Below are 15,184 nucleotides of genomic sequence, written 5' to 3' on the forward strand. Positions count from 1 at the left end.
CGCGGCCCGCCTCGGCAGCCGCCCGCCGTGCGGTTCGGTTCGGCCGGTGTTCGTTCGGGCGGAGGCCGGGGTCTTCGTCAGCTCGGCTGGTTCAGCAGTGCGTTGAGTTGGTCGAGGAACCACTGGGCCGGGGGTAGCGCGGTCGCCGATGCGGCGAGGCGCTTGGCGCGATCGGCGCGTTCCCCCGGGGGCATGGTCAGCGCGGTGTGCAGGGCGCGGGCCGTGCCGATCACGTCGTAGGGGTTCACCGTCACCGCGTCCTCGGCCAGCTCCTCGTACGCCCCCGCCTCCCGGGACAGCACCAGCGCGCACCCCTCGTCGGAGACGACCGGGACCTCCTTGGCGACCAGGTTCATGCCGTCCCGGATGGGGTTGACGAGGGCCACGTCGGCCAGCCGGTAGGCGGCCAGGGACCGCGCGAAGTCGTCCTCCACATGGAGCACGACCGGGGTCCAGCCGGGCGTGCCGTAAGCGGAGTTGATCTCCTCCGCCACGCGCTGCACCTCGGCGGTGTAGTCCCGGTAGACCGCGAGGTCCTGCCGGGAGGGGTAGGCGAAGGCCACGTGCACGACCCGCTCGCGCCACTCCGGGTGGTCGTCGAGGAGCTGCCGGTAGGCCAGCAGCCCGCGCACGATGTTCTTCGACAGCTCGGTCCGGTCGACCCGCACGATCGCCTTGCGGCCCGCGCCGATCTGCTCGCGCAGCGCGGCCATCCGCTCGTCGACGTCCGCCTCGTGCGAGCGGCGCCGCAGGAAGTCGGCGTCCGCGCCGAGGCCGTGCACCCCGACCCGGGTGTCCCCGAGGCCGCCCACGAGCGCCGTGCAGGCCGTGAACGCCTCCGCCCAGCGGCGGGTGAGGAAGCCCAGCCGGTCGGCGCCGAGCATGCCGCGCAGCAGCTGCTCGGCGATGTCGTCGGGCAGCATCCGGAAGTAGTCCACCGGTGCCCACGGCGTGTGCGAGAAATGCGCGATCCTGAGGTCCGGCCGCAGCTCCCGCAGCATGCCCGGCACCAGGCACAGGTGGTAGTCCTGCACCAGCACCGCCGCGCCCTCGGCGGCCTCCTCGGCCAGCGCCTCGGCGAAGGCGCGGTTGTACGTCTCGTACGACGCCCACTGCCGCCGGAACTCCGCGTCGAAGGCCGGCTCCAGGGGCGTCTGGTACAGCATGTGGTGGACGAACCAGAGCACGGAGTTGGCGATGCCGTTGTACGCGTCGGCGTGCACCTCCGCCGGGACGTCGAGCATCCGCACGCCGGGCTCGCCCTCCCCGCGCCGCACCGCCTCCCGGTCGCCGTCGGAGAGCGCGGAGCACACCCACAGGGCGCCCGCGTCGGGACCGATCGCCGACAGGCCGGAGACCAGCCCGCCGCCGCCCCGTTTGGCGGCGAGCGAGCCGTCCTGCTGGAGTGCGTACGAGACCGGGCCGCGGTTGGACGCGACCAGCACCTGATGGGCAGCGCCGTGCGAGGAAGCCATACGCCTCAACGTAGCCCGGTCCGCAAACGCATAAACGTGACGACCGCCCGGTCCGCGTATGCCCTACGCCACCTTCCGGCTCGCGTACTCCGCGATCTCCGCCATCGGCGGCCGCTCCTCCGTGTCCACGGAGTACGTGCGCGGCTCGAAGCCGTCCGCGCCCCGTTCGAACTGGGTGAGGGAGGGGCGGACGAGGTGGCCGCGGGCCAGCCGGAGCTGGGCGGTGCGGTAGATCGCCGCCGCCATCCGGCCGAGGGCCTGGCCGTCCTGGTGGCGGTGCTTGCGGACGCCGACGTCCACCTGGGCGAGCGCGTCGATGCCCACCAGATGCAGGGCGTCGACCAGCATGCCCAGCTCGACCCCGTACCCGACGGGGAACGGCAGCTGCTCCAGCAGGGTGCGCCGGGCCGCGTACTCGCCGCCGAGCGGCTGCACGAAACCGGCCAACTGCGGCCAGTGCATGTTGAGCAGCGGGCGGGCCATCAGCTCGGTGACCCGGCCGCCCTGCCCCTGCCCTCCGGCCAGGGGGCGGTCGTACATGCCCTTGACCAGGTCGATCCCGGGGTCGGTGAGCAGCGGGCCGACGATCCCGGAGACGAAGTCGGAGGAGAACTCCTTCAGGTCGGCGTCGATGAAGCAGACGATGTCCCCGGACGTGACCAGCAGCGAGCGCCACAGGACCTCGCCCTTGCCGGGGACCGTCGGGATGCGGGGCAGGATGTCGTCGCGGTGCACGACCCGCGCGCCGGCCGCCGCGGCGACCTCGGACGTGCGGTCGGTGGAACCGGAGTCGACGACCACGATCTCGTCGACGAGCGGGACCTGCTGCATCAGGTCGTGGCGGATGATCGCGACGATGTCGCCGACCGTCTCCTCCTCGTTGAGCGCGGGCAGCACGACACTGACCGACTGGCCCGTGCGCTGTTTCGCGGCGAGGATCTGGTGCAGCGGGCGGTCGGTGACGGACCAGGAGTGGGTGCTCAGCCAGCGCTCGACTTCTTCCAGCACGTAGGCGGCTCCTCTGCGCTCTCTCGGCGAAACGGGACCAAGTAGGTGATCCATCTCGCGGTTCGGACGGCTATCTCAACTGTCCTGGCCTTCGGTTACAGTCTTGAACAACGCTCGTGACCATCGCATGTCGGGGGTCGTTACGCGTTCAACGAGTTCACAACTTCATACCGCTCATCCAGAGGGGCAGAGGGATACGGCCCGATGAAGCCCCGGCAACCCTCCAGCCGGTCTCGTAGATCACTGTTGATCATTCCGCGAGGCTCCCGGCTAGGGAAGGTGCCAAATCCGTCTCACGGCGAGATGCGTCGTGAGGAAGATGAGGAGAAAGGGCCTCGCCTCACATGGCTGCGCAGACTGTTGCAAGCACCACCGACTCCACGACCGTAGACCTCGGGCCCGCCGCGGCGCTTTCCTGCCGCGAGTGCGGTCACCGGGTGCCGCTCGGTCCGGTCTTCGCCTGCGAGGAGTGTTTCGGCCCGCTCGAGATCGCCTACGACTTCTCGGCCTACGACACCGAGGAACTCCGCAAGCGCATCGAGGCGGGACCCGCGAACATCTGGCGTTACGCGCCGCTGCTGCCCGTCCCGGCGGACGTGGCGGACAAGCCGAACATCAACCCCGGCTGGACCAAGCTCGTCAAGGCCGACAACCTGGCGCGCGAGCTGGGGGTCACCGGCGGGCTGTACGTGAAGGACGACTCCGGCAACCCGACGCACTCCTTCAAGGACCGCGTCGTCGCCCAGGCCCTGGAGGCCGCGCGCGCCTTCGGCTTCACCACGCTCTCCTGCTCCTCCACCGGCAACCTCGCGGGCGCCGTCGGCGCCGCCGCGGCCCGCGCCGGCTTCCGTTCCTGCGTGTTCATCCCGCACGACCTGGAGCAGGGCAAGGTCGTCATGGCCGCGGTCTACGGCGGCGAGCTCGTCGGCATCGAGGGCAACTACGACGACGTGAACCGCTTCTGCTCCGAGCTGATCGGCGACCCGGCCGGCGAGGGCTGGGGCTTCGTCAACGTCAACCTGCGGCCCTACTACGCGGAAGGGTCCAAGACCCTGGCGTACGAGATCTGCGAGCAGCTCGGCTGGCGGCTCCCCGACCAGCTCGTGGTCCCCATCGCCTCCGGCTCCCAGCTGACGAAGATCGACAAGGGGCTGCAGGAGCTGATCAAGCTCGGGCTCGTCGAGGACAAGCCGTACAAGATCTTCGGCGCGCAGGCCGAGGGCTGCTCTCCGGTGTCCGTCGCCTACAAGGCGGGCCACGACGTGGTCCGGCCGCAGAAGCCGAACACCATCGCCAAGTCGCTGGCCATCGGCAACCCGGCCGACGGGCCCTACGTCCTGGACATCGCGCGCCGCACGGGCGGTGCCGTGGAGGACGTGAACGACGAGCAGGTCGTCGACGCCATCAAGCTGCTGGCCCGCACCGAGGGCATCTTCGCCGAGACCGCCGGCGGCGTGACCGTGGGCGTGACGAAGAAGCTCATCGAGAACGGCGTGCTGGACCCGGCCCTGACCACCGTCGTGCTGAACACCGGCGACGGCCTCAAGACGCTGGATGCGGTGGCGGGCACGGGGCTGACCGCGACCATTCGCCCCAACCTCGACTCGTTCCGTGAGGCCGGGCTCGGCTAGCCGATCTTTCGACTGCGGGCCGGTGGGGGCTGGACGCGCCCACGCGGCGGCAGCCGCACACCGAACACAGCCCCGCGCCCCTGGGGCGCTTACCCGACCGGAGGTCTTGAACATGAGCGTGTCCGTCCGCATCCCCACCATCCTGCGCACCTACACCGGCGGCCAGGCCGAGGTGAGCGCCGAGGGAGCCACCCTCGCCGAGGTCATCGCCGACCTGGAGAAGAACCACACCGGCATCGCCGCCCGTGTGCTGGACGACCAGGGCAAGCTGCGCCGCTTCGTCAACGTGTACGTCAACGACGACGACGTGCGGTTCGAGCAGGGGCTGGAGACGGCGACCCCGGACGGCGTGGGCGTGTCGATCATCCCGGCCGTCGCCGGCGGCTGACCGAATGACCGATCATTACCTTCGGTAACGCCGGTTACGAAGAGTTCATCGAATTGCCCCCTCCGTGAGAGAAGCGGAGGGGGCAATTCAGTGTGGTTGAGCGCGGTACAGTTGGGGAACGCGCTGCTGATCTCCGGATCGGGAGCCCGGAATTCCTGCCGCAGGCCCGTCGAGATGCAGCCAAAGTGCGCATGTCTTTCGCGGCTTTTGTTCCCTTTATGGGGCCCGACTTGCCCTGAATTCGGCCGAATTCTTACTACATTCCGGACCCCTTCCGTCCAGAATTCTCGTCCGATTGACCTGTTGCAGACGGCAGTTGGGCAGATACATTCAGCCGCGGTCGACGCGTTCCGGCGCACGCCCCCAAACCGTGGGGGGTGAGGTCTGACCCGGATCCGCGAAGTGCGGGTCCGTGCAAGGGCCAGTAATAGGGGAGTTAGGCATGGCTCAGGGCACCGTCAAGTGGTTCAACGCGGAGAAGGGGTACGGCTTCATCGCGGTCGACGGTGGTGCGGATGTTTTCGTCCACTACAGCGCCATCCAGATGGACGGGTACCGCACCCTGGAAGAGGGCCAGCGGGTCGATTTCGAGATCTCGCAGGGCCAGAAGGGGCCGCAGGCGGACATGGTCCGACTGGCGACCAGCTGAAGCACGCGCCGGGTAGACAGCAGCGTCGTTCTTCTTTTCTTCGGAGGGCTCGTACCCCATGGGGAGTCATGGGTACGGGCCCTCCGGCATGTCCGCACTCCGGCGCGGCCGGCGCGCTCCGCCGGCGCCCCTCCAGCCGGCGTCCACAGGGACCGGTCCGCGGGAGGCGCTTGCACTCGGCAGGGGCGAGTGCTAATCATTGGCGTTAGCACTCTGAAGGTGAGAGTGACAAAGAAGGACCGGGTCGGTGAGGCCCGCAGGCCGGGTGGGGCAAGGAACCCACGGGTCGGCGAGCCGTCCGTCGCGGGCGCGGGCGCGGTCCGAAGGAATCACCCCCAGTCCTGGAGGGACCACTTCACATGGCCAAGATCATCGCGTTCGACGAGGAGGCGCGGCGCGGCCTCGAGCGCGGCATGAACCAGCTCGCGGACGCCGTGAAGGTGACGCTCGGCCCCAAGGGCCGCAACGTCGTCCTCGAGAAGAAGTGGGGCGCCCCCACGATCACCAACGATGGTGTCTCCATCGCCAAGGAGATCGAGCTCGAGGACCCGTACGAGAAGATCGGCGCCGAGCTGGTCAAGGAAGTCGCCAAGAAGACGGACGACGTCGCCGGTGACGGTACGACCACCGCGACCGTTCTCGCCCAGGCCCTGGTCAAGGAGGGCCTGCGCAACGTAGCCGCCGGCGCCAACCCGATGGCCCTCAAGCGCGGTATCGAGAAGGCCGTCGAGGCCGTCTCCGGTGCCCTGCTGGAGCAGGCGAAGGATGTCGAGACCAAGGAGCAGATCGCTTCGACGGCCTCCATCTCCGCCGCCGACACCCAGATCGGCGAGCTCATCGCCGAGGCCATGGACAAGGTCGGCAAGGAAGGCGTCATCACCGTCGAGGAGTCCCAGACCTTCGGTCTGGAGCTGGAGCTCACCGAGGGTATGCGCTTCGACAAGGGCTACATCTCGGCGTACTTCGCCACCGACATGGAGCGTATGGAGGCCGTCCTCGACGACCCGTACATCCTGATCGCCAACTCCAAGATCTCCTCGGTCAAGGACCTGCTCCCGCTGCTGGAGAAGGTCATGCAGTCGGGCAAGCCGCTGCTGATCATCGCCGAGGACGTCGAGGGCGAGGCCCTGTCGACCCTGGTCGTCAACAAGATCCGCGGCACCTTCAAGTCCGTCGCCGTCAAGGCCCCGGGCTTCGGCGACCGCCGCAAGGCCATGCTCGGCGACATCGCCATCCTCACGGGCGGCGAGGTCATCTCCGAGGAGGTCGGCCTCAAGCTGGAGAACGCCACCCTCGACCTGCTGGGCAAGGCCCGCAAGGTGGTCATCACCAAGGACGAGACCACCATCGTCGACGGTGCCGGCGCCAGCGACCAGGTCGCGGGCCGCGTGAACCAGATCCGCGCCGAGATCGAGAACAGCGACTCGGACTACGACCGCGAGAAGCTGCAGGAGCGCCTGGCGAAGCTCGCCGGCGGTGTCGCGGTCATCAAGGCCGGTGCCGCCACCGAGGTGGAGCTCAAGGAGCGCAAGCACCGCATCGAGGACGCCGTCCGCAACGCGAAGGCCGCCGTCGAGGAGGGCATCGTCGCCGGTGGTGGCGTGGCGCTCATCCAGGCGTCCTCGGTCTTCGAGAAGCTGGACCTCGAGGGTGACGAGGCGACCGGCGCCAACGCCGTGCGCATCGCGCTCGAGGCGCCGCTGAAGCAGATCGCCGTCAATGCCGGCCTCGAGGGCGGCGTCGTGGTGGAGAAGGTCCGCAACCTCACCCCGGGTCACGGCCTGAACGCCGCGACCGGCGAGTACGTCGACCTGGTCAAGGAAGGCATCATCGACCCGGCGAAGGTCACGCGCTCTGCCCTGCAGAACGCCGCCTCCATCGCCGCGCTCTTCCTCACCACCGAGGCCGTCATCGCCGACAAGCCGGAGAAGGCCGCCGCGCCCGCCGGTGGCGGCATGCCGGGCGGTGACATGGACTTCTGATCGACCTGCGGTTGATCAACGTCCTTACCAAGGGCGGCACTTCCTGCTCCGGCAGGGGGTGCCGCCCTTCGGCGTGTCCGGGGTCACAGGGGCAGCGGGAAATGCGCTGACGCGTGCGGAGGTTGACGTTGGAGCAGTGTCTATGCGTATGCACATACCGAGGAGTTTCCCCGCGTGACCGCCACCACCTCCCGCGCCGCCGAGATCCTGTCCCGGCCCACCGCGATCAACGGCCTGACCGTCCCCAACCGCATCGTGATGGCGCCGATGACCCGCCAGTTCTCCCCGGGCGGCATCCCCGGCGAGGACGTCGTCTCGTACTACTCCCGCCGCGCCGCCGCCGGGGTCGGTCTGATCGTCACCGAGGGCACCTACGTCGGCCACGAGTCGGCCGGGCAGAGCGACCGCGTCCCGCGCTTCCACGGCGCGGAGCAGCTCGCGGGCTGGCAGAAGGTCGCCGAGGCGGTGCACGCGGCGGGCGGCACGATCGTGCCGCAGCTGTGGCACATCGGCATGGTGCGCGAGCAGGGCGACCCGCCCTTCCCCGAGGCCCCCGCCGTCGGCCCCTCCGGCCTGGTCACCGCCGGTGCCGAGCCGACCGGCCGGGCGATGACCCAGCGGGACGTGGACGACGTCATCGGCGCGTTCGCCGAGGCCGCCGCGGCCGCCGAGCGCATCGGCTTCGACGGCGTGGAGATCCACGGCGCCCACGGCTACCTGGTCGACCAGTTCCTGTGGGCCGGCACGAACCGGCGCACGGACGCCTACGGCGGTGACCCCGTCGCCCGCACGAAGTTCGCGGCGGAGATCGTCGCGGCCGTACGGGAGACCGTGTCGCCCGAGTTCCCGATCATCTTCCGCTACTCGCAGTGGAAGCAGCAGGACTACACCGCGCGGCTGGCCGAGACCCCCGAGGAGCTGGAGGCGATCCTCACCCCGCTGGCGGCGGCCGGCGTCGACGCCTTCCACGCCTCCACCCGGCGGTACTGGCTGCCCGAGTTCGACGGCGCGGACCTGAACCTGGCCGGCTGGACGAAGAAGCTGACCGGCAAGCAGGTGATCACGGTCGGCTCCGTCGGGCTCGACGGCGACTTCATCCGCGGGTTCGCGGGCGAGGGGTCGCCGGTGCGGGGCATCGACGACCTGCTGGACCGCCTGGAGAGCGAGGAGTACGACCTCGTGGCCGTGGGGCGGGCCCTGCTGCAGGACCCGCAGTGGGCGGCGAAGGTGCTGTCCGGCCGCTTCGAGGAGCTGCTGCCCTACGACGCGGCGGCGCTGAAGTCCCTGAGCTGAACGGCGAGTTCGCGCCGTCCGCCGACCGCGGGCGGCGCTCGGTCCGCAGGCCTGCTTGATTTCGGCAGGTCTGTTCGTTTGAGTGGATCGGCAGCCCTGCATCCGCCACCCGTGAGGAGCCCACGATGACGACAGCGGACGGTCCGGTCGTACGCACCGCAGCCGGTGCGGTGCGCGGACGGCAGGAGGACGGGCTGACCGTCTTCCGGGGCGTCCCGTTCGCCGAACCGCCGGTGGGCGAGCTCCGGTTCCAGGCGCCCCGGCCCGTGCGGGCCTGGGACGGGGTGCGGGAGGCGTACGCGTTCGGGCCGCCGCCCCCGCAGGACCTCGGCATCCAGGGCCGCAAGGGCGAGCTGGACGTGCCCGACGGCGACGACTGGCTCACCGTCAACGTCTGGACCCCGCGGGCCGATCCGGCCGAGCCGCGTCCGGTGATGGTGTGGATCTACGGCGGCGCCTACAAACTGGGCCACTCCGGCAGCCCCGGCTACGACGCCCGGCGCATCGCGCGCGACGGCGACCTGGTCGTCGTCACCCTCAACTACCGGGTCGGCATAGAGGGGTTCGCGAGCCTGGAGGGGGCGCCCGCCAACCGGGGCCTGCTCGACCAGGTCGCCGCCCTGGAGTGGGTACGGGACAACATCACGGCGTTCGGCGGCGACCCCGGCCGGGTGACCGTGTTCGGCGAGTCGGCGGGTGCGGGATCGGTGGCGGCGCTGCTGGCGATGCCGGCCGCCCGAGGGCTGTTCGGGCGGGCGATCGCGCAGAGCGTGCCCGGCACGTACTTCTCCGGCGAACTCGCCCGGGACATCGCCGCCGAGATCGCCAAGGAGGCCGGTCTGCCGCCGACGGCGGCAGCGCTGTCCGCCGTGGACCCGCGTCTGCTGACCTCGGCCGGCGAGGCGCTGAGCGCGAAGATGCGGCAGTACCAGGACCGTTGGGGGCAGGCGGCCCCCACGGTCACGCCCTTCTCGCCGGTCGTCGACGGCGAGGTGCTGCCCACCACGCCCTGGCAGGCGCTGGCCGCGGGCGCGGCCCGGGACGTGGACCTGCTCGTCGGGCACAACCGCGACGAGTGGCGGCTGTTCCTCGTCATGGGCGAACTGCTCGGCAAGGTCACCGAGGAGCAGGCGGCCTGGGCCCTGCGGACCTTCGGGCCCGGCCCCGACGCGGAGTCGGCCTATCGCGCCGCCCACCCCGACGCCACCCCGAGCGATCTGTACGAACGCGTCCAGACGGACTGGCTGTTCACCATGCCCAGCCTGCGGCTCGCGGAGGCGCAGGTGGCGGGCGGCGGCAGCGCCCACTTCTACGAACTGACCTGGCCGGCGCCCGGCGCGGGAGGCGTCCTCGGTGCCTGCCACGGCCTGGACATCCCCCTGCTGTTCGGCACCTTCGACGCTGACCTCGGCAGCCTGCTCTTCGCCGGGAGCGGTGTCCCGGCGGAGGCGGAGGAGCTGTCTGCGCGCTTCCGTGCGTCGTGGACGGCGTTCGCCCGCACCGGCGACCCGGGCTGGCCGGCGTACGGGGAGGCCGACCGCCTGGTTCAGGTACTGGACGCGCGCCCCGAGGTGCGGCCCTACCCCGAGGAGGCCACACGGCGGCTGTGGGAGGGCCACGAGTTCACCGCGCTGCCGCTGCTTCCCTGAAGCCGGGGGCGGCTCAGAGGTTGCCCAGCGGTTCGATGTCGACCTTCACCGGGGTGCCCCACACGCGCAGCACCTCGTAGTCGGTGAACTCGTGCACCAGCCGGTAGGCCATGGCGGCGCGTGGGCCGCGGCGCTGGGCGGCGATGTACAGCTCCGCCTCGCGCCGGTCCCGCCTCGGCGTACCGCACAGCTGCCACTCCTGGCCCGTCCACAGCTCCGGCAGCCAGCGCTGCTGGGGCTGGGGGCGGTCGCCGCGGACGCCGTAGCGGGAGGGCGCGGACTCGGTGGGGTGCGCGGGCAGGGGGCCGCCGTTGAACTCGGCGCGGCGGGCCGCCCGGCGCCGGGTCTCGCAGAGCAGGCACAGGTCGGGGGCGCTCTTGTCCACGGGGCCGTTGGGGTGCTCGGCGCAGCGGGTGGCGGGTGCGGCCGTGGCGACGCTGTCCTCCAGGAGGTCCAGGGCGCGCCGCAGGTCGGCCCTGACCTCGTGCAGCCGGGCGTCCGGGGTGTCGGCGGTGAGGGCCTCGCCGTGCTCGCCGAGAAGGCGGAGGGCTCGGCCCAGGGCGGTGAGCTGGGCGTGGTTCATGGGTATCAGTCTGCGTCGTTCTCGCGTCCGGGGGCGTCGGTGTCCGTCACCGACACCTTCGCAGACGCCACTGACAACGATCCCAGGGCTCCCGGCACGGCCTAGTGGGCCGCCGCCAGGGCCGCTCGCAGGTGTCCGCCGGACTCCGCCAGCAGCCGGGCCGCCGTGGGGCCGTCGACGTCCGCGAGGAGGGCGAGGACGGCGTTCTTCACCTCGCCGTCCGTGGCCGCCAGCGCCCGCTCGATCTCCTCGTCCGGCGCGCCGGTGGCGAGGGCGACGATACGGCGGGAACGGGCCCGCAGCTTCTCGTTCGAGGCGCGTACGTCGACCATCAGGTTCCCGTACGTCTTGCCCAGCCGGATCATCGTGATCGTCGAGAGCATGTTGAGGACCAGCTTCTGCGCGGTGCCCGCCTTCAGCCGGGTGGAGCCGGTGAGCAGTTCGGGCCCGACGACGATCTCGATGCCGTGCTCGGCGGCCGCGGCGAGCGCGCTGTCGGCGTTGCAGGCCAGCCCGATCGTCAACGCGCCCTGCCGGCGGGCGTGTTCGACGGCCGCGATGGCGTACGGGGTGCGGCCGGAGGCGGAGATGCCGACCACCGTGTCGGCGGAGGTGAGGGCGAGGGCGTCCAGGTCGGCGCGGGCGAGGTCGGCGGAGTCCTCGGCGCCCTCGACGGAGGTGACCATGGCGTCGGGACCGCCCGCGATGAGCCCCACCACCTGCTGCGGATCGGTGTTGAAGGTCGGCGGGCACTCGGAGGCGTCCAGCACGCCGAGCCGGCCCGCGGTGCCGGCGCCCGCGTAGATCAGCCGCCCGCCGCCCGCCATGCGGTCGGCCACGGCGTCGATGGCGGCGGCGATCTGCGGCAGCCGCGCGGCGACGGCCGCCGGGACGGTGGAGTCCTCGCCGTTCATCAGCCGGGCGATCTCCAGGGTGGGCAGCCGGTCGATGTCGGCGAGGTCGGGACGGAAGGCCTCGGTGGTGAGCGATTCCAACTCGGCGCGCAGATCACGGGGGTTGGAGGTGGAGGTCATGGTGGAGCGGCTCTTTCGTGAAGTGCTGCCGGAGAACGTGAGAGGAGGAGGGGAAGAGGGTCTAGCGCCGGTGCCGGTGGGCGAGTGCCTCGTACGAGGCGGCCAGGGAGGGCGCCGCGGTCTCGTAGGTCTTCTGCGCCACTCCCACGAACAAGCAGTCCACGACCAGCAGTTGACTGGTCCGGGACGACATCGCGGCCGGCCGCAGCTCGCTCTCCCGGGCGATGGACGTCGTCAGCACATGGTCGGCGTACTGCGCGACCGCCCCGTCCGGCCGCCCGGTGATCGCCACGGTCGTCGCCCCGCGTTCGAAGGCCACCCGCAGCGGCTCCACGACGTCCCCCGTCGACCCCGAGTGCGTGATGGCGATGGCGACGTCACCCGCCCGCAGCTGCACCGCGTTCGTCACGGCCAGGTGCGGGTCGCTGTGCGCGTGGGCTATCAGCCCTATCCGCAGCAGCTTCTGCGTGAGGTCCTGGGCGACCAGCCCCGACGCGCCCACTCCGTACACGTCGATCCGCCGCGCGGTGGCGGCCGCGGCCACCGCCGCGCCCAGCTGCACGGTGTCGAGTCCGGCCGCCGTGTCGGCGAGCGTCTGCTGCTCGTCGTAAGCCAGTTTCGCCACGACGTCCGCGATGGGGTCGTCGACGGCGATGTCGGTGGTGATGGCGGGCGCGCGGCCCGACTGCTGCTGCGCCGCGAGCCCGGCGAGGGCGAGCCGCAGATCCCGGTACCCCGGGTACCCGAGCAGCCGGGCGGTGCGCACCACCGTCGCCTCGCTGGTGCCGGTGAGCTCGGCGAGGCCGGTGACCGTGAGGGCCGCGCAGCCGGCCGGGTCGCCCGCGACGGCCTCGGCGACGCGCTGCATGGAACGTGTCATGGAGGGGGCGAGGGTGCGCACCTTGGCGGCGAGGGCGGCGGGGGCGGGAGGCGCGGTGGGCGCGGTGCCCGGCGTGCCCGCGGCGTGGCCGGCGAAAATTTCCTTCACGTTCTGGGTCACGTATGAAAGATATTTTCGGGCGGGGCACCGGTCAAGAGTGCGCACAATGGGTGCATGGATCCCTCCGGCACCCCCGAAACACCCGACGCCCCGGTCACCCCTCTGGAACGGGCGCTGCACGTGGCGCGCGCCCTCGTGCTCGCCGACCTGGCCGCGGGGCGGGTCGCCGCGGCGGACGTGGTGTCCATGGTCGAGGACTCGGTGGCGCAGCGGCGCTGGTGGGTCGAGCAGTGGCCCGAGGGCGCGGAGTTCGTGACGGGGCTGGTCGCCCAGGACGTCCAGGACGCCCTGCTGGAGACGTACGGCCGCTGGCCGCTGTGCCCGGTCTGCGGCTCCGGCGACCCGCACGCGCTGGAGGTCGAGCCCGAACTGGGCGCCGACCCGCACTGGGTCTGCCACAAGGCGGGCGTGCGGGTGGCGGCGGTCGGGGCGCTGGGACCGGCCATGGGCGGGACGCCGGCGTGACCGTCTACATCGACCCGCCGGACTGGCCCGGTCACGGCCGGCTGTGGTCCCACCTCATCAGCGACGTCTCCTTCGACGAACTGCGGCTGTTCGCCGACGGGCTGGGCGTGCCGCGGCGCGCCTTCGAACGCGACCACTACGACATCCCCTCGCACCGCTACGCGGACGCGGTGGCGGCCGGGGCGGTGCAGGTCAGCAGCCGCGAGGTGGTGCGGCTGCTGACGGAGGCGGGGCTGCGGCGGCCCAAGGGGCGTGCTCAGCGCCCGAGTTCGTAGGCGAACTCCTCCTCGTCCTCGCTCACCTTCCGGAACCCGGCGCGGGTGACCACGGCCTGGGAGGGGAGGTTGTCGCGGTCGACCGTCGCGAAGAGCGACTGGACGTCGTCCCGGGCGAACGCCCAGTCGGCGAGGGCGCGCAGCGCCTCGGTCGCGTAGCCGTGGCCGCGGGCGGCCTCGACCAGGTCGTAGCCGACCTCCGCCCGTCCCTCCTCGTCGGGGACGCCGTGGAAGCCCATGCCGCCGATCGCCCGGCCGTCCTCGCGGCGGACGAGGACGAAGACGCCGAACTCCGGCCGGTGCACGCCCTCTTCATAGGCCTTGAGCATGAAGCCGGCGGCGTCCCGCGTGCCCGTGAACGGGCCGCCGGCGATCCAGTCGAAGCCGCCGTCGCCGCCGAGCGTCAGGTCGCGCGCGGACGCCGGTGTGACGCCCTCCAGGGTGAGGCGGTCGGTGGTGTGGACGAGGTTGTTGTGCCAGCGCCACTCGGTGACCGGCGCGCGGCCGGGCAGCTCGCCGCGCCCGGTGGCCCACAGCAGGGTGCGCCAGGCGTCGGCGCCGGGCCGGACGTGCGGGAAGATCGTGGTGAGGACGAAGTCCGCCAGTGCGGAGGGTGGTTCGTAGGCCGTCCGCAGGCCGGCCGTCATGTCGTACGTGTGCAGCAGCACCTCGGCGACGCCCATCGCGGCGAAGCCCTCGCGGTTCGCGCTGCGGAAGGGGTACGGGTGGAAGGCGCGGGCCTCGCGCGGGGCGGTGCGGACCGCCGCGGCGAGCAGGGCGCCCATCGACTCCACGAGGTGCAGCAGGCCGGTGTTGTCGGTGCCCTCGTCGAGCGTGATCTCGAAGGGGACGTAGCCGTCGCGGGCGCGTCCGGCGAGGTTCGCCGCGTACCCGACGAGGCACTCCGCGACGTGGAACGCCGTCTCGTGGACGGTCCAGTCCATCCCGGCCGCCCGCACCGCCGTCCAGTCCCGGTCCACCGCAGGCCGCAGCGCCGCGAGACAGCCCGCGACGGCCTCTTCCACCTGATCCCCGCCCATTGCACGCATGGGCCGAAGGCTATTCGGCCCCCTTCACGGCGGTCGACAGGATTTCCAGCTCGGCGGAGAGGTTGTAACGAGCCGTCGCCTCCCACTTCTCCTGCCCGTAGGGGGTCCTGAACAGCCGGGGCAGCGCGAGGAGCCGGCGCAGGACGTCGGCCCGTCCCGCGCGGAAGGCGTCGTTCGGCACGAAGTGGTACTCCTCGCGGACGGCCGCGGTGTAGGCGGCGTACGCGGTGGGCGGCGAGGCGAGGATCGCGAGGTCGGCGTCGCACAGCACCTGGCCGTCGCGGTCGTCGTCGGCGGGGTCGTGGGTGACGGTGAGCCGGACGAGCCGGGCCACCTCGGCGGCGGTGGCGTCGGGGACGCCGGCCTCGGGCAGGGCGCGTTCGGCCAGACGGGCGGAGCGCTCCTCGTTCTCGGACCGCTCCGGGAGGTAGACGGCGTCGTGGAACCAGGCCGCCAGCCGCACCGCGTCCGGATCGTCGGCGTACTCCTGGAGCGTGTCGACGTGGTCGAGGACGGCCACGAGATGCGCGAGCGTGTGGTACCGGCGCTGCGGCTCCTGCCAGCGGGCCAGCAGGTTGTCCGCGTACGGCACCGGGTCGGGGCCGGCGGCGGAGCCCCGGGCTCCGTCCAGCGCGCGGGTCCAGCGGGAACGCAGGGCGTCGAGATCGGCCATGCCCCCATTCTCCCGCCGATCACTCCCGGC

The 15,184-nt window shown here is 71.7% G+C and carries 15 protein-coding genes and 1 riboswitch; of the genes, 8 read left to right on the plus strand and 7 right to left on the minus strand.

What is annotated here, in order from left to right; genetic code table 11:
• Nucleotides 1-77: 77 nt before the first annotated feature.
• Both M8J74_RS08545 and M8J74_RS08550 read right to left on the minus strand, forming a co-directional pair.
• Nucleotides 78-1,475 (minus strand): alpha,alpha-trehalose-phosphate synthase (UDP-forming), encoded by a 1,398-nt coding sequence (locus M8J74_RS08545; RefSeq protein WP_249835806.1) that lies wholly within the window; start codon nt 1,473-1,475, stop codon nt 78-80.
• 63 nt (nt 1,476-1,538) lie between these two features.
• Nucleotides 1,539-2,483 carry a glucosyl-3-phosphoglycerate synthase gene (locus tag M8J74_RS08550; protein ID WP_249835807.1) on the minus strand — a complete coding sequence of 315 codons (945 nt, stop codon included), beginning with the start codon at nt 2,481-2,483 and terminating at the stop codon, nt 1,539-1,541.
• Between the two features lie 171 nt (nt 2,484-2,654).
• Nucleotides 2,655-2,809, plus strand: a riboswitch (SAM riboswitch).
• Nucleotides 2,810-2,827: 18 nt separating this feature from the next.
• Here M8J74_RS08550 and thrC point away from each other — a divergent pair.
• The 6 genes from thrC (at nt 2,828) to M8J74_RS08580 (ending at nt 10,075) form a co-directional block, all read left to right on the plus strand.
• Nucleotides 2,828-4,114, plus strand: a complete 1,287-nt coding sequence (gene thrC / locus M8J74_RS08555; RefSeq protein ID WP_249835808.1) for a threonine synthase — start codon at nt 2,828-2,830, stop codon at nt 4,112-4,114.
• A 112-nt stretch (nt 4,115-4,226) separates the two neighbouring features.
• On the plus strand, nt 4,227-4,502 hold the full coding sequence (locus tag M8J74_RS08560; protein WP_249835809.1) for a MoaD/ThiS family protein: 276 nt from the start codon (nt 4,227-4,229) through the stop codon (nt 4,500-4,502).
• 442 nt (nt 4,503-4,944) lie between these two features.
• Nucleotides 4,945-5,151 carry a cold-shock protein gene (locus M8J74_RS08565; RefSeq protein WP_019057200.1) on the plus strand — a complete coding sequence of 69 codons (207 nt, stop codon included), beginning with the start codon at nt 4,945-4,947 and terminating at the stop codon, nt 5,149-5,151.
• A 359-nt stretch (nt 5,152-5,510) separates the two neighbouring features.
• Nucleotides 5,511-7,133, plus strand: a complete 1,623-nt coding sequence (gene groL / locus M8J74_RS08570) for a chaperonin GroEL (RefSeq protein WP_142153018.1) — start codon at nt 5,511-5,513, stop codon at nt 7,131-7,133.
• 174 nt (nt 7,134-7,307) lie between these two features.
• Nucleotides 7,308-8,426 (plus strand): NADH:flavin oxidoreductase, encoded by a 1,119-nt coding sequence (locus M8J74_RS08575; protein ID WP_249835810.1) that lies wholly within the window; start codon nt 7,308-7,310, stop codon nt 8,424-8,426.
• Nucleotides 8,427-8,551: 125 nt separating this feature from the next.
• The gene (locus M8J74_RS08580) at nt 8,552-10,075 is read left to right on the plus strand and encodes a carboxylesterase/lipase family protein (protein WP_249835811.1); all 1,524 of its coding nucleotides are present in this window, start codon (nt 8,552-8,554) and stop codon (nt 10,073-10,075) included.
• 13 nt (nt 10,076-10,088) lie between these two features.
• On the opposite strand, the gene M8J74_RS08585 is transcribed toward M8J74_RS08580, so the two are convergent.
• From M8J74_RS08585 to M8J74_RS08595, 3 genes are all read right to left on the minus strand, one after another.
• Nucleotides 10,089-10,658 (minus strand): hypothetical protein, encoded by a 570-nt coding sequence (locus tag M8J74_RS08585; protein ID WP_249835812.1) that lies wholly within the window; start codon nt 10,656-10,658, stop codon nt 10,089-10,091.
• 101 nt (nt 10,659-10,759) lie between these two features.
• Entirely contained in the window at nt 10,760-11,692 is a 933-nt protein-coding gene (gene murQ, locus M8J74_RS08590) for an N-acetylmuramic acid 6-phosphate etherase (RefSeq protein ID WP_249835813.1), read from the minus strand.
• Nucleotides 11,693-11,753: 61 nt separating this feature from the next.
• Nucleotides 11,754-12,692: a MurR/RpiR family transcriptional regulator gene (locus tag M8J74_RS08595; RefSeq protein WP_249835814.1), complete on the minus strand. Its 939-nt coding sequence runs from the start codon at nt 12,690-12,692 to the stop codon at nt 11,754-11,756.
• 54 nt (nt 12,693-12,746) lie between these two features.
• Here M8J74_RS08595 and M8J74_RS08600 point away from each other — a divergent pair, with 54 nt between their 5' ends.
• Both M8J74_RS08600 and M8J74_RS08605 read left to right on the plus strand, forming a co-directional pair.
• A complete protein-coding gene (locus M8J74_RS08600) occupies nt 12,747-13,157 on the plus strand; it encodes a DUF8819 family protein (RefSeq protein WP_249835815.1) in 411 nt (136 codons plus the stop codon).
• Nucleotides 13,154-13,432 carry a DUF4031 domain-containing protein gene (locus M8J74_RS08605; RefSeq protein ID WP_058924640.1) on the plus strand — a complete coding sequence of 93 codons (279 nt, stop codon included), beginning with the start codon at nt 13,154-13,156 and terminating at the stop codon, nt 13,430-13,432. Before M8J74_RS08600 ends, M8J74_RS08605 begins: the two co-directional genes overlap by 4 nt.
• Here the strand turns inward: M8J74_RS08605 and M8J74_RS08610 are convergent.
• Both M8J74_RS08610 and M8J74_RS08615 read right to left on the minus strand, forming a co-directional pair.
• The gene (locus tag M8J74_RS08610) at nt 13,414-14,472 is read right to left on the minus strand and encodes a GNAT family N-acetyltransferase (RefSeq protein WP_249835840.1); all 1,059 of its coding nucleotides are present in this window, start codon (nt 14,470-14,472) and stop codon (nt 13,414-13,416) included. The genes M8J74_RS08605 and M8J74_RS08610 overlap by 19 nt on opposite strands.
• Before the next feature lie 19 nt (nt 14,473-14,491).
• On the minus strand, nt 14,492-15,154 hold the full coding sequence (locus M8J74_RS08615) for an HD domain-containing protein (RefSeq protein WP_249835816.1): 663 nt from the start codon (nt 15,152-15,154) through the stop codon (nt 14,492-14,494).
• Nucleotides 15,155-15,184: the final 30 nt, after the last annotated feature.

Source organism: Streptomyces panaciradicis, from assembly GCF_023516615.1.
GTDB lineage: Bacteria > Actinomycetota > Actinomycetes > Streptomycetales > Streptomycetaceae > Streptomyces > Streptomyces panaciradicis.